This is a genomic window from Bdellovibrio sp. HCB-162 (genome assembly GCF_047344985.1).
In the GTDB taxonomy this organism is placed as follows: domain Bacteria; phylum Bdellovibrionota; class Bdellovibrionia; order Bdellovibrionales; family Bdellovibrionaceae; genus Bdellovibrio.
In genome coordinates, this window is record NZ_CP178861.1 from 3721829 (window position 1) to 3736609 (window position 14781).

The window sequence follows — 14781 nt, forward strand, 5'->3', positions numbered from 1 at the left end:
ATAGGGAGAATCAATAACTAGCGCGTCAAGACCTTCAATGTGTCCCATGCCTTCAAGTAGCTAAATGCTTGATATGCTTGGTAATCTGACTTGAACAAACGCTCTCTTGGAGACAGTTTTTCTTCTTTTTTCGAGCCCACATCTTTCCACCATGCAAGGGCACCTTCTTCAGCTCCTTGTCGTGTGTCAAGCTTCTCTGCGGCCTTCTCGCGATCGCCTTTTAAGTGACCTGCGATATCGCCTTCACGAGTTGTTGGAGATTTCACAACTGCTTTTGCAAATGCTTCTGGATCTACATCCTCGATTTCAATATCAGGATGGATACCTTCAGCTTGGATCGAAACTCCGCTTGGAGTGTAGTAACGAGCCACTGTCAGTTTCAAACCGCTGCCGTCACCAAGTTTGATTACGGATTGTACGGAGCCTTTACCGAACGTGCGTTGACCCACGATCAAAGCGCGTTTGTTATCTTGAAGGGCACCGGAAACAATCTCACTCGCACTCGCCGTGTACTCATTCACAAGAATCACGATTGGGAAGTTTGTGTACTGACCTTTTTTCGTCGCTACAGCCACTTCTTTATCGTTTTTATTACGGCCGATCGTGCTGACGATGGTTCCTTCTTTTAAGAACATGTCGCTCACTTTAACGGCTTGATCCAAAAGACCGCCTGGGTTTCTGCGAAGATCGATTAACAAACCAGCGACTTTGCCTTTTTCTTTTTGATGTTTCTCAATTGTTTTTTGCAAATCTTTGGCTGTGTTTTCGATGAAGCTTGTCACTTTGATATAAGCAAAGCCTTCACCCAAGTCTGTATACTTCACGGATTTGATTTTCACACTGCCGCGAACGACTGTGATATCGCGAGGTTTTTCTTCACCATCACGCACGACACGCAAAACGATTTTGCTGCCTTTTTTTCCGCGCATCAATTGAGACGCTTCCACAAGGCTCATGCCTTTTGTGCTTGTCCCATCAACCGCGATCACTTTATCACCGGCTTTGATTCCGGCTTCCCATGCAGGTGCATCTTCGATTGGAGAAATGATTGTAAGAACTCCGTTTTGGATGGAGATCTCAATTCCAAGTCCGCCGAACTCACCACTTGTTTCAGTTTCAAAGTCTTTGAAAATATCTGGTGGCATGAAGTTCGTGTGAGGATCTAGTTCACGAAGCATTCCTTTGATCGCGCCGTAAACGAGTTTCTTCGTATTCACTTCTTCCACGTAGTATTGCTGAATCAGATTTAAAACCTTGCTGAAGTTTTGAAGATCCGCATAGCGTTCTTGGGCGAAAGCGCGAACTTGAAAACCGGATTCCGCCATGATGAAAAGAGTCACCAGCAAGATGGCTCCCAAGATGTAGGTTTTCCAGTAGCGTTTGAGTGATTGCATAGTGTTAGAGTCCTTTCATCCACTGCTGCGGGTCGTAGGGTTCTGAAAAATGTCTAATTTCGAAATATAATCCAGGGCTGCTTTCCTGAGGAGCTTCACCCACAACAGCGATGACTTGCGATTGTGTGATCTCGTCCCCCGTACTTACCTTCACTTCTTGAGCGTGGGAATAAACACTGTAGTAGTGATCGCCATGATCAACAATCAACGTGGTTCCAAAACCCGGAAGTTCACCAACATAAGAAACTCGACCTTCAAAGATCGATTTGATCGGACTCCCCTTCGCCGCGGAAATAAAAATTCCCTTGTGAGAAAGAGTATAAGGGTGTTCTTCCCCTTTCATAAGTCCAAATTTTTGCGTAATCACACCTTGCAAAGGATGAGGCAGCTCCCCTTTTTGATCCGCAAAGGAAGGTTTAAAGAGAAGATCAAAGAGTCCGGCGTCTTCGATATTGTATTGCAGGGACTTTTCCCGAAGACCGTGGATCTTGTTCATCGCAAAAAGCTTGTTCTTGCGGATCCCATCGAGAATTTTGCCTTTAAGGTCCTGCTCGCGGCGTAACTGTTTTTCCTGAGCAACGATTTTGACCTCAACACCCTTGAGACTTTCTAAACGGCCCGCCAAAGTTCTTCTTTTGTTTTGCAGGTCCTGAAGATCGCGACTGTAGTTTTTAATGAGTTCTAAATCGCGGGAAGCGACGATGCCCATGATTTTGAGATTTCTTTCTAACGAAGCCGAGCTCGTCGAAGAAAAAAGAAAGCGCGCCATGGAAGCACCACCCAGTTTGTAGATCGCACGAAGTCTTTCGGCTAAAAGAGCTCTTTGAGATTTTGAACGCTGGTCAAGATCATCCACCTTTTGAGTTAAAGTACGCACGTTAACTTCTAAGAAAGCTCTTTGTTGAGAAAGCTCCCCTTTTTCGGTCACGATCTTTTTGATTTTTTTATTGAGTTGATAAAGAGCGGAAAGAATTTGGCGCTGCTTGATCTCGGCATCTTCAATGCGCTTCTTTTGCGCCTCAAAGTCTTTCGCCAAATTATCAACGTCCGTGGCAGCATGTGCCCCCAAAGACAAAGACAATCCCACAGCTAAAAGACCTTGCATCCACTTCAAAGATTTACCCCTGACTTCCGGCATAGCCGTCATTCAAACGACGCACGCACAGATACGAAGCCAAAGCCCCCAGGCAAGTACCACCAACAATGAACACAGCTACTAAAAGAGGACTGATAAAAAGAAGATGTTCGCCGATTTGTAAAAAGCTTAACTTTGTAACTAGAAGATTTTTAATCCCCACAAAGAGTATAAAACAAAGAACGACGGCCAACGTCGAAGAACCAAAACCTAGAACTGCTCCTTCGACCATGAAGGGTTTACGGATCATTGAAGATGTTGCGCCGATCATTTCAAGCACCACGATTTCTTCTTTGCGATTTTGAATCGACGCCCGGATGGCGTTAGAAATCACAAAGAGGGCCGCAACTACAATCACGAAACCTAGAAGCTGCATGGTGGTTTGAATAGCCGTCACAAGGGCTGCGTATTTTTCAACCCAATCTTGGCCATAGCTCACTTCATCTACACCCTGAAGACCTTTGATTTGTGAAGCCAAATTACTTAAAACTTGAGTTTGTTCCGCCGCACTTATGTCATCTGCAAGGCGCACCTGAAAGCTGGAAGGAATTAATTTTAGAAGCTCTTCATCTTGAGCGATATCGGGAGCATAACTGGCTAGTTGAGAGCGGAAATCACCCAAGGCTTTTTCTTGAGTGACTAGTTTAATCTCTCCCACTTTGCCTGTGGCTTTGATTTTGTCTTCAATCTCTTGACGACCTTTATCCGAAAGATCCTGGGAAAGATAGACCGTCATTTGCACGTCTTCACCCCAAAGTGTCAGAAGATTCTTAAAATTTTGCGAGAGCAAAAGTGCTGAACCCATCACCACGAAACAGGCTGTAACGACGACCAGAGTTGAAACTTTCAGTGCCCAGTTTTTTTGTGGAGCTCTCATTTAGAGTCTCCCACAATCATGCCGTCACGAAGTTCTAAGGTTCTTTTCTTTCTTCTTTTCACCATCTCATGATCGTGGGTGGCAACAAAGACTGTAGTTCCTTGGGCACAGACACGTTCTAAAAGATCCATAATTTCTTCGCTTAAACGCGGATCTAAATTTCCCGTCGGCTCATCGGCAATAAGGACACCAGGCTGATGAACAATCGCGCGCGCAATCGCTGTTCTTTGTTGTTCACCGCCAGAAATATAATCAGGATACTGATCGTGTTTGTGAGCTAAACCTACTTGTTCTAAAACTTCGTAAACACGACGTTGAATTGACGGCGCGCTATCGCCGCGCACTTGCAAAGGAAGTGCTACGTTTTCAAAAATCGTTCTGTCTTTAAGAAGTTTAAAGTCTTGGAAGACAACGCCGATCTTTCGTCTGAAAAGAGGAACTTGAGAATCTTTGATGGAAAGAAGATCGTAACCAGAAACTTTCACGTCACCCGATGTCGCAACATCATAAGCCGAGATCATTTTAAACAGCGTTGTTTTGCCTGCCCCACTAGGACCTGTCAGAAAAACGAATTCACCTTTGTCGATCCGCAGATCCACATTTTTTAAAGCATGAACAGGGCCGGGATAGGTCTTATAGACATGTGAGAATTCAATCATTCTTTTATCTTATGAAAGACCAAGAGAGATGAATACTCGCCCGAAGTCGAGTTTTAAGGCGTTCCGCCCGCCATGAGAGTATCAATGATCGTGGAATGCTGACGACGCAGAGCAAGCTTGATAGCTTCCTCCGTCTGAGATGATCCCAAACGCAGAACCGTATCGTACGGAGTTTTGATAGTTTTCATCACGGCACCGTTACAAAAAATACGACTGACGAGAAACGGATTTTGCAATCCCCAGTCTTCTGTTTGCACATGATATTTTTGGCCGCGAACCGTGATGTCTGAATTAAAACCTTTTTGCACTTTTACAAAACCTCAGCTCTCAAACTATCAGAAAAACTGTTCTATCTCACTAAATTTTTCTTGAGACTCGTACTCGGTTGAAACTAAAGTCATGGTTATAAATTAAAGGAGATTTAACCATGAGACTGTTCCAGTTCGTTGTAGGTACGTGTGTTGTTTTAAGTTCTCTGTCTGCTTACTCTGCAGAGCCTTTCACGGGGGAAGCCGAAGCCGGTGCGATTATCGTGAGCGGCAATAACGACTCCGAAAGTTATAATGCGAAAGCCAAGACCGTCTATACCCACGAAAAAAATGTTTACAGCGCGTTCGGTCGTTACTTGAAAACGACGTCTGCGGGAACTGAAAGTGCTCGCAATTGGGAAATTGGTGCCCGTTACGAAAGAGAATTGACAGACTATCTTGGTGTCTTCGTCGGTCAAAAAGCGGAAAGTGATATCTTTAACGGATACATCCAAAGGGATTCAACAGACGCGGGTCTTAAATATTATCTCATCAAGAGCGACGAAATGAACTGGACTGTGGAAGCCGGTTATCGTTACCAAAAAACTCTTCCAACTGCGGGCGGTTCAACTCACGACAACATGGGCCGTTTGTATACAGAGTTCAACAAAGCTTTGGATAAAACTTTGTCGTTCAAGTACTGGGCAGAGTACTTGCCGAACTTCACTGAAACAGATGCTTACCTTGCGAATACAGAAGCTTCACTGAATGTTATGTTGAATTCAGTTTTCTCTTTGAAGCTGGCTTACTTGTTACAATACCAAAATGTCCCACCGGCAAATGGCAAATATACGACAACTACGACGACAATGAACCTTGTTGCAAAGTTCTAACAAGAAAGGACGTTTCAGATGTTTAAGGAATTTAAAGCATTTATTATGAGAGGCAATGTCCTCGATCTCGCTGTCGGTATCATCATCGGTGCGGCTTTCGGTAAGATTGTTTCTTCTTTTGTAGCGGATGTTTTGACACCAATTATCAGCTTGGGTCTTGGCAAAGTTGATTTTTCAAACTTGTTCGTGGCATTGAACGGTGAAAGTTATGCTACATTAGACGCAGCAAAAAAAGCAGGTGCGGCGACTGTGAACTACGGTCTTTTCATCAATGCTGTGATTGATTTTCTTATCGTAGCATTTGCGATCTTCATGATCGTGCGTATGGCAAACAAGTTTAAAAAAGAAGACGTTCCACCACCACCAAATACAAAAGAATGCCCCGAGTGTCTTTCGACGATTCCTTTGAAAGCCCGCAAGTGCTCTCAATGTGGAAGCGCTCAAGCTGTTTAATTAAAATTGGCAGATATTTTAAAGAGCCCAAGAGAACATCTTGGGCTCTTTTCTTTTATATAATAGATAGAAACATTTCGTCTCACTTTGATACGTAAACCTTTTGAGCGCACCTGCCGATAATTGGTACTGCTATTGCATCATCTATTTTCATCGGGGAGGAACTCAAATGAATAAGATTTCAGGCAAAACGAACAAAACAGTTGTCAAAATCTTTATCAACACGGCAGCCAGCCTAACTTTTATCTGCGGCGTATTCCCGAGCTTAGCCTTTTCTGCTGAAGAAACTGGTAAAAGCAAATATCAGATTTGCCAAGAACGCGCGGGTTCTGACGATAAAAAGTTTAAAGACTGTTTACAGTCAGATTCCAACGGCGACTCCGCTAAAGAAAAAGAAGGACAGATTTGTAAATCAGCTAATGATAAAATCGATGAAGCCACTCGAAAAATTGGTGAGGCCTGCAGAAAAGCCGGAATGTCAGGAAGCTCTAACTGCGTTTCCAAAGCCCGCAGCTGCGCAGACGAATCTGGAACGGATTCATTTGATACTGTCGGCGCCTTTGCCGCTGTTCTTGGAGTTCCGGCAGGAGCGACAGCTGGTATTAGCTCAGCTTGTCCTCAAATGAACGGTCGTGATTATTTCACTGAGAAAGACAAGATTCAAAAAGAAATCAAAGACACTGAAAAAGAATTGGCAGAGTTGAACGACGATAAGGCCAATCTTCAAGACGACTACAATAAAGAGATGCAAAAAATCCAAGAGACTTTGACGAAAGCTCAAGAAGATTACAAAAAGAAAGAATCTGAGCTTGATCAGGAAGAGCGCGAGCGTATTGCGGAATTCAACAACAGCCAAAATCAGGCTAAAGAGGCTATGCGCAAGAAGGGTTCTGAAGTTTTAAATTTACGCGGCCAAGTAACACAGCTTCAACGCGACAAAGCTCGTTCTTTGAATTTGATGTCGGAAAGTGCTGGCAAACGTAAATGTATCTCTGATCTTTCAAAAATGAAGGCTGACTACGAAAAAATGTTCTCTAGCTCAGCAGTTTCAAGTTCAAATCATATCGCTCAGGCGAAAAAGAAAAAGCAAGAGATGATTGATTTCTATAACACTTGCATGAATGACTTCAACCAACAGCGTATTGCTTTGAATGAACAAACTCGTCAAAAACAAGAAGACTTGGATAAGCAAATCCGTGATGCCCAATCTTCTTTGGACGAGATTCAAAATAGCCTAACGTTAGCGCAAAACCAACTTGATGAAATGAAGCAAGCTACAGTTAAAAAGAAAACGGATGCTCTTCAAAGCGTGATTGATTTGGGAACTCGTTCACAGCAACAAATGCAAGCGGCTTATACAAAGTTGCAAGAAAACTTGAAAACTTTGGCTGCGAAACAAGCCAGCTTGCAAGCGGCTCTCAATCGCGCCAATCAGTCTCTTATGACCTTAGGTCCTGCTCCTAAATCGAAGAGTTCTGAATATACTCCTGGTGATGCATCCAGCGAAATCGAAGCACAGATCTCGATTATCAAAAGCGCTGAAAAAGATGTTATCGGCTATACATGTGGTCAAGGCGTAAAAGAAAAATCAGCTGGTGCCCTAAAATCACTTGGTTCAAAATAACCAGCCTTACGGCTAGTATAGATAGTAGACCCTACCCAATCACACTGTTAGAATGGGGGCTTATTAAAGGAGCCCCCGCCAGTGTTAAAGAAGATCTTACTGTTTATTGTCGCTCTTGGTCTTATTGGAATTCTCAGTCTTTATTTGATCGTTAAGTCTGTCCAATCAGGTCTTCCACAACTCATCACCGTTAAAGATTACGAACCACTTCTTGTGAGCCAAGTTTTTGATCGCAATGGCAAACGCATCGGTGAGTTTTTGCGTGAAAGAAGAACTCTGGTTGCTTACGACAAAATTCCTAAAAACTTAGTCAACGCATTCTTAGCGGCCGAAGACGATCAGTTCTTCCAACATAAAGGCATCAACCCTCAAGCGATCTTCCGTGCCGCTCTTGCTAACTTGCGCGCGGGACGCTCGGTGCAAGGGGGATCAACGATCACTCAGCAAGTCGCAAAGACCTTGCTTCTTTCTTCCGAAAAAACTCTGACTCGTAAGTTGCGCGACATCTTGCTCGCTCTTGAGATGGAACGAAACTTGAGCAAAGAAGATATTTTATATCTTTACCTGAACCAAATTTATTTCGGTCAAGGTGCTCACGGTATCGAACAGGCCGCTCAAGTTTACTATCGTAAGTCAGTGAGTAAGTTGACATTGCCGGAGATGGCAATCCTTGCAGGTCTTCCGCAAGCGCCCAGCGGATACAGTCCTGTTCGAAATCCTTTAAGAGCCAAAGAAAGACAAATGTACGTGCTTCGCCGTATGGCTGACGTCGGCTACATCTCCAAAGAAGAAGCGGAAGCCGCGATCAAAGAGCCTGTTAAAGTTTATGTTCGCGAAAATTATGAAGAGTATGCTCCTTTCTTCCTAGAGACAGTTCGTCAACTTTTGGTGGCGCAATTGGGTGAAGACATGGTTCTTGATAAAGGTCTTCGTATCTACACGAGCTTAGATCTTGATAAACAATTGGCAGCGCAGGAATCCGTTCTTGCGGGTCTTAAATCTTTGGATAAACGCCAAGGTTATCGCGGACCTTTAAAGAATATTTCAGATGCTGACGACATTGCAGAGTTCTTAAAAGAAAATCAGAAGAAGCTCATTTCTGATTTTACTCCGGAAAGAACCATTCTTCCAGATGGAAAATTTGCGGACATCGTTCCGACGAAAAACGTGAAGGACTCAAAAGAGCATCCTCTTCTCCCTCCGTACATCAAGATCAATGACACTGTTCAAGGTGTCGTGACGAATGTCGACGATGCTTCGGGATTGGTTTATATCTCTTTGCCTGAAACGCAAGGTTTGATTGATATCGAAACCATGACTTGGGCTCGTAAACCCGACACCGAAGCTCGCTTTGATTTAGCGGCGATCAAAAAACCTTCAGAAGCATTAAAAAAAGGCGACGTAATTTTAGTCAAAGTTGTCGCTGATAAATTCTCTTCAAATCGTTTGGCGAATGCCGCGAAGAAGAAAGCTCCGACACAAGCTTTACCTGATTTCTCTAAATTCCTTGCTTTGGAATTGGATCAAGAACCACAAGTGGAAGGTGCCTTGATTTCGTTTGATCAAAGCTCACAAGATATCGTTGCGATGGTGGGTGGCGCAAGCTTTGGAAAATCTGAATTCAATCGCGCAATTCAGGCTCCCCGTCAAACCGGCTCTGCTTTTAAAGCCATTGTTTATGCGTCGGCTTTAGATAAGGGCTACAATCCAGCAACTCCGATCATGGATGCACCGATTGTTTACGAAGAAGGCGGCAATGCGGATGATTCCGAGGGGCAAGGTGATCCAAAAGTTTGGAAACCTTCAAATCACTCGAAGAGTTTCGGTGGAGATATTCTTTTCCGCAATGCTCTGGTGAAATCTTTGAATATTCCAACAGTGAAAATCATCGAAGACGTTGGGGTTCCTTGGGCGACAGAGTACGCGAGACGTTTGGGAATTTATTCTCCGTTGAATCCTGATTTCACTTTGGCTTTGGGATCCAGCAGTGTGACTTTGTATGAAATGACAAAAGTATTTGCAGAGTTCGGACGACTTGGAAAACGCATTTCTCCACTTTTGATTCATAAGGTGGAAGATGCGAATGGAAAAGTTCTGATTCAAAATGTTTCTTTAGATACGCGTTTTGATAAAGAGATCAAAACCATCTCGGATGATTTTGAGACTCGTCGTAAAGCATATTTAGAGATGGTGAACGATCCCGCGAAACTGGAAGAGCTGCAAAAGAAAGATGCGAAACACGCAAAATTGGACGACAAGATTTTCTTCCAAGACGAAGACCAATTGATCCGTCCAACAACTGCGTATGTGATGACGACATTGCTTAAAGGTGTTGTCGAAGATCCAGGTGGTACCGGCGGACGTGCTCGCGCTGTCGGTCGTGAAGTCGCCGGTAAAACGGGAACAACGAACAACTACTTTGACGCGTGGTTTATCGGTTACAGCCCACAAATTGCAACCGGTGTTTGGGTGGGTTTTGACAAAGAAAAGAGTATCGGTAAAGGCGAGGTCGGTGGACGTGCGGCGTTACCTATTTGGGTCGATTACATGAAAGCGGCTCACGACGGACTGCCTCAGATGACTTTCCCAGTGCCGGAAGGAATCGTGTTTGCTAATATTGATGCCGACACTGGCAAACTCGCTTCAGCTGCAACGAAGAAAATCATTCGTCAGGCCTTTGTTGAAGGAACAGAACCTACAGCTTCTTCAAATAAGGCGGAAGAAGCCACAGACTTTTACAAACAGGATTTATCAGAATGAAAGATATTCACCTCTGGGGGGTGAAACAAAACAATTTAAAAAACATTGAGGTCAAAATTCCCGTTGGATCTATGACGGTGATTTGCGGTCCCAGTGGTTCAGGTAAGTCGTCGCTTGCCTTCGAGACTCTTTTTGCCGAAGGTCAGCGCCGTTTCATTGAGAGCATGTCCAACTATGCTCGTCAGTTTCTGAACAAAGCCCCAAAGCCTGACATTGAAGGAATTAACAATATTCCTCCAGCGATTTCTATTGAGCAAAAAAATACGGTGAAGAGTTCGCGCTCCACCGTAGGAACAACAACAGAGATCATCGATTATCTTCGTTTGCTCTATGAAAAAATCGGTAAGTCTTATTGCCCGATTCATCACTGCCCGACGGAAAAAGAAAGTGTCACTGAAGCAACCGATAAAGTGATCAAAAGTTTTTCTGGCAAGCGTGGTTACATTCTTGTGGAGATCACAGAAGAAGGCCGCGTCGCTCAAGGTAAAAAATTGCATTCGCTTCTTTTGCAAGATGGATATTTGCGTATCTATGTTCCAAAAGTGGCGGAAGTTAAAGCGCCTGCAAAGGCGACTAAAAAAACTGCTGGAAAAAAAGCTTCGAAAAAGGAACCTGTTGAGGTTGTTCCTACAAATCCAGGCGGCGTGACCCAAGAAGAAATGGGCACAGTGCTTGAGATCGGTGATGCGGCAGCTATCAAAAAAGGTCTTCCGAAAGAAACGTTCTATTTGGTTATTGATCGTATGAGCTTTAATGAAGATGAGCGTGGTCGTATCGCGGATTCTCTGACTCAAGCTTATGAAGCAAGTATCAAGTACAATACGACATTGATCACTCGTAGAGCGACAATCCTCACAACAGAGGGTCAACGCCTGCAAGTCAGTGAAGAGGCCTCGTGCCCCGTGTGCGGTTACACTCCACCGCCATTGAGTTCTCGCCTTTTTAGTTTTAACTCTCCCATTGGCGCTTGTCCCACTTGTAAAGGCTTCGGAAATATTTTGGATATTGACGAAGAAAAAGTAATCCCGAATCCGAATTTAAGTTTGGCTCAAGGTGCTTTAAGTCCTTTCTGGATGCCAAGTGCTTCGCATGAGAAAAAACAACTTCTGGCGTATTGCAAGAAAGCGAAGATCGACGTTCATACTCCATGGAAAGATCTTCCGAAAGAACATCGCGATACGATTTGGAACGGCAATAAAGAATTTTTCGGCGTGCGTGGGCTTTTTGAATATTTGGATCAAATCAAATACAAGATGCACGTGCGTGTATTCATCTCGCGTTTCCGCAGTCCTTTCTTGTGTCCAACTTGTAAAGGCGCTCGTTTGCGCAATGAAGCCAATCACGTTTTGATTGCAAGCTCTAATATCAACGATCTTTCTTCGGTGACGATTGAAGAACTGCATGGGTTCTTCCAAAAATTGGAAGTGACTCCTCATCAACAAGAAGTAGCCGGCGAAGTTTTAAAACAAATCCGTTCACGCTTGGAATTTTTAATGCGTGTTGGGGTTCATTATCTGTCACTGAATCGTGAAACCAGAACTCTTTCTGGTGGTGAGTATCAGCGTTTGATTTTGGCAAATCAACTTGGGATGGGATTGTCGCAAGCCTTGTACGTTCTTGATGAACCGACAGTGGGTTTGCATCCTCGCGATAACGATCGACTGATTTCAATTCTTAAAGATCTTAAAGAACTTGGAAATACACTTGTGATCGTAGAACACGATCATGACGTGATTAAGTCCAGTGAACACATCATTGAGATGGGGCCGGGGTCTGGATATCTCGGTGGAGAAGTCGTTTACTCAGGAACGACCGAAGAATTTTATAACTACGAAAAATCAAATACGGTTCCTTATTTAAAACCTTCTAAGCACAATACTGCTTTACGTACGATTCGTCCTGTGGATGTTGAAACTTATAAGGTGAAGCTGGAGCTTAAAGGTGCGAAAGGTCACAACTTAAAAAATCTGGATGTGACAATTCCACTTAATCGTTTGGTGACAGTGACTGGAGTCAGCGGTTCAGGAAAATCGACTTTGATTTCAAAAACCCTATACCCGGCTTTGGCACGCGCCTTGGACTTGGAATATCTTCCGGCACAAGACTATGCAGCCCTTGAAGGTGTTGAGCATATTAAGAACGTGCTTTTGATTGACCAGTCTCCGATCGGTAAATCAGCGCGCAGTTCACCGATTACTTATCTTAAAGCCTTTGATGCGATTCGTTCAATCATGGCAACAACTCAAGAAGCCCAAGCTCGTGGCTACACTCCTGGAACATTCAGCTTGAATGTCGATGGTGGTCGTTGCCCTGCTTGTAAGGGAACGGGTTATGAAGAAATCGATATGATGTTTATGGATAACGTTGTTATTCCATGTGATGTCTGCGATGGAAAAAAATACCGTCCTGAGATTCTAGAGGTTCAGTATAAAAATAAAAATATTCATGAAATTCTTTCGATGACTGTGAATGAAGCTATGAATTTCTTCGTGGCTCATCCGAACATCCGTAAGCCTTTAAGCGTTCTTAAAGAAGTGGGCCTGGATTACCTGCAATTAGGCCAACCAGCCAACTCTTTAAGTGGTGGTGAGTCTCAGCGTCTTAAGATCGCTAAGGAGCTTTCTCAGGTTCAACAGAAGTCGACTTTGTACATCCTTGATGAACCGACAACGGGGCTTCATTTCCGCGAGGTGGACCTTCTAATGAAGGTTTTAAACAAGCTCATTGAGACTGGCGGCAGTGTTGTGGTGGTAGAGCATAATCTCGACGTGATTCGCAGCTCCGATTATATTATTGACCTCGGGCCAGAAGCGGGTAAAAAAGGCGGAAACATCGTGGCCGTGGGTTCTCCGAATGACGTTATGAAGGTCAAAAAGAGTCTGACGGGCCAATACTTAAAACGCTATATCGACGGGACTGCCTAGTCCCCGTTAGACGGAAGTAGAATGCTACCAGAGATTAAAAAGCTAGTTGCAGAATTAAAACCTCACAAAAGCAGAATCAGCGTCGTTGCTGTCACTGGAATTGTAAATGCACTAGCTACAGCGCGTTTGGCATTCTTATCCAAAGTTCTTTTTGATGCTCTTTCAGCTAACAACCAGCAAGAATTGATGAAACAAGTTCCGATCGTCATTGGCCTTGGTTTTATTCAAGCTCTGGCGCGCTACTATCACATCTACAACATGAACTTTGTTGCTGAAAGTGTCGTATCGACGATTCGTGAAAAGCTTCAATACAAATTCATGCGTTTGAATCTTTCTTTCCACAACAACTATGCAGCAGGTTCCGGTGGGTTGATCAGCCGTATCTTGAACGATATTAAAATCATTCAAGACGGTCTTCGTGTTGTTGCGGATATTTTTCTTTATCCGCTCTTGCTTGTAGGCCTTATCGCGAACTTGATCATCATTGACTGGAAATTGACTCTTGCAGTTCTTGTGATTGCTCCGTTGATCGGTGTTGTCCTTAAGTCGATTGCTCGCAGTATGCGCAAGTACATTCCTCAAGAGCGTGAAGTCTTGGAGTACATGACTTCGACTATCAAAGAAAGCTTGGACGGCGTTCGCATTATTCAGTCCTTCAATCTTGAGAAGGACATGAACAAACGCTTGGTCGATGACACGAACAAATACCTCAATATTCGTAAGACGATTTACAAGCGCCAAGAAGCGGCAGGACCCGCAACGGAGTTTATCGCCACAGCCATCGTCCCTTTGATTCTTCTTTATAACAGCTATGAGATTGCAGCAGGGCGCGGAACTGCGGGTAACTTTATTGGATTCATTGCTTCGCTTTTGATGGTGAATGCACCGATTAAAAAAATCCAAGAAGCTTATGTTCGTATTCAGGAAGTCGTAATTTCGATCCGCCGTATTTTCGATATCATCGAAAATCCATCTGAAGTTCGCGAAACTGCAAACCCAGTTCCTTTTCCAAAAAATTGGAAAAAGATCACTTATAGAAACGTCACATTCAGCTACGGCAAAGACACGATCCTGAAGAACGTGAATCTTGAAATCAACCGCGGTGAAGTTGTCGCTCTTGTCGGCGCCAGTGGTAGTGGTAAATCAACGATCGTGAATTTGCTAGAAAGATTCTTCGATGCGACTTCAGGTGAAATTTTATTTGATGATGTGAATATCTTAGATATGGATCTTAAAGATCTTCGTCGCAATATTGCTCTTGTCACTCAAGACGTATTCCTTTTCAGCGACACTATTGAGAAAAACATCTGGGCCGGTGACTACACACGTGATCGCGCCAAAGTTGTGGATATGGCAAAATTGGCCAATGCCCATGACTTTATTATGAAGATGCCAGCAAACTATCAAAGCCGCGTTGGCGACCGTGGAAGTCTTCTTTCCGGCGGAGAAAAACAACGTGTGAGCATTGCACGCGCGATGTTTAAAGATGCTCCTCTGCTGATCCTGGATGAAGCGACAAGTGCTCTAGATACGGCAAGCGAAATCGAAGTTCAAAAAGGAATCGATCATTTGATGGAAGGTCGCACAGCCCTCGTTGTAGCGCATAGACTTTCGACAATCCAAAAGGCTGATAAAATCGTCGTCCTTAAAAACGGAGAGATTGCTGAGATCGGTAACCACGAAAACCTACTGAATCAACAAGGTGAGTACTTCCGTTTCCACAGCCTTCAGCATACCTAAGAACTGCAAACAGTTTCGACGAAATGACGTCGGAACTCTTCGACATCACGTTGGAATACACAAACAATTTGTCT

At 43.9% G+C, this 14781-nt stretch carries 11 protein-coding genes; 6 read left to right on the forward strand and 5 right to left on the reverse strand.

Features of this window, described 5'->3' with window-relative positions; genetic code table 11:
* Positions 1-17: 17 nt before the first annotated feature.
* The 5 genes from ACLSSO_RS17990 to ACLSSO_RS18010 are packed head-to-tail and all read right to left on the reverse strand — an operon-like array spanning position 18 to position 4373.
* Complete coding sequence (locus ACLSSO_RS17990) at positions 18-1394, reverse strand: S41 family peptidase (protein ID WP_295902541.1); 1377 nt, start codon at positions 1392-1394, stop codon at positions 18-20.
* A 4-nt stretch (positions 1395-1398) separates the two neighbouring features.
* Complete coding sequence (locus tag ACLSSO_RS17995) at positions 1399-2499, reverse strand: murein hydrolase activator EnvC family protein (RefSeq protein ID WP_413944832.1); 1101 nt, start codon at positions 2497-2499, stop codon at positions 1399-1401.
* A 13-nt stretch (positions 2500-2512) separates the two neighbouring features.
* On the reverse strand, positions 2513-3406 hold the full coding sequence (locus tag ACLSSO_RS18000) for a cell division protein FtsX (protein WP_413943647.1): 894 nt from the start codon (positions 3404-3406) through the stop codon (positions 2513-2515).
* Positions 3403-4065 carry a cell division ATP-binding protein FtsE gene (ftsE, locus tag ACLSSO_RS18005; protein WP_295902534.1) on the reverse strand — a complete coding sequence of 221 codons (663 nt, stop codon included), beginning with the start codon at positions 4063-4065 and terminating at the stop codon, positions 3403-3405. The genes ACLSSO_RS18000 and ftsE overlap by 4 nt, the downstream gene beginning before the upstream one ends.
* 53 nt (positions 4066-4118) lie before the next feature.
* Positions 4119-4373 carry a hypothetical protein gene (locus tag ACLSSO_RS18010; RefSeq protein ID WP_295902531.1) on the reverse strand — a complete coding sequence of 85 codons (255 nt, stop codon included), beginning with the start codon at positions 4371-4373 and terminating at the stop codon, positions 4119-4121.
* Positions 4374-4492: 119 nt separating this feature from the next.
* Here ACLSSO_RS18010 and ACLSSO_RS18015 point away from each other — a divergent pair, with 119 nt between their 5' ends.
* The 6 genes from ACLSSO_RS18015 (at position 4493) to ACLSSO_RS18040 (ending at position 14707) form a co-directional block, all read left to right on the forward strand.
* A complete protein-coding gene (locus ACLSSO_RS18015) occupies positions 4493-5206 on the forward strand; it encodes a DUF481 domain-containing protein (RefSeq protein WP_413943648.1) in 714 nt (237 codons plus the stop codon).
* A gap of 18 nt (positions 5207-5224) precedes the next feature.
* Positions 5225-5659: a large conductance mechanosensitive channel protein MscL gene (gene mscL / locus ACLSSO_RS18020; RefSeq protein ID WP_295902526.1), complete on the forward strand. Its 435-nt coding sequence runs from the start codon at positions 5225-5227 to the stop codon at positions 5657-5659.
* 169 nt (positions 5660-5828) lie between these two features.
* Positions 5829-7283 carry a hypothetical protein gene (locus tag ACLSSO_RS18025; RefSeq protein WP_295902524.1) on the forward strand — a complete coding sequence of 485 codons (1455 nt, stop codon included), beginning with the start codon at positions 5829-5831 and terminating at the stop codon, positions 7281-7283.
* Between the two features lie 81 nt (positions 7284-7364).
* The gene (locus ACLSSO_RS18030) at positions 7365-10043 is read left to right on the forward strand and encodes a penicillin-binding protein 1A (protein WP_413943649.1); all 2679 of its coding nucleotides are present in this window, start codon (positions 7365-7367) and stop codon (positions 10041-10043) included.
* Entirely contained in the window at positions 10040-12967 is a 2928-nt protein-coding gene (gene uvrA / locus ACLSSO_RS18035) for an excinuclease ABC subunit UvrA (RefSeq protein WP_413943650.1), read from the forward strand. Before ACLSSO_RS18030 ends, uvrA begins: the two co-directional genes overlap by 4 nt.
* A gap of 21 nt (positions 12968-12988) precedes the next feature.
* The gene (locus ACLSSO_RS18040) at positions 12989-14707 is read left to right on the forward strand and encodes an ABC transporter ATP-binding protein (protein ID WP_295902489.1); all 1719 of its coding nucleotides are present in this window, start codon (positions 12989-12991) and stop codon (positions 14705-14707) included.
* Positions 14708-14781: the final 74 nt, after the last annotated feature.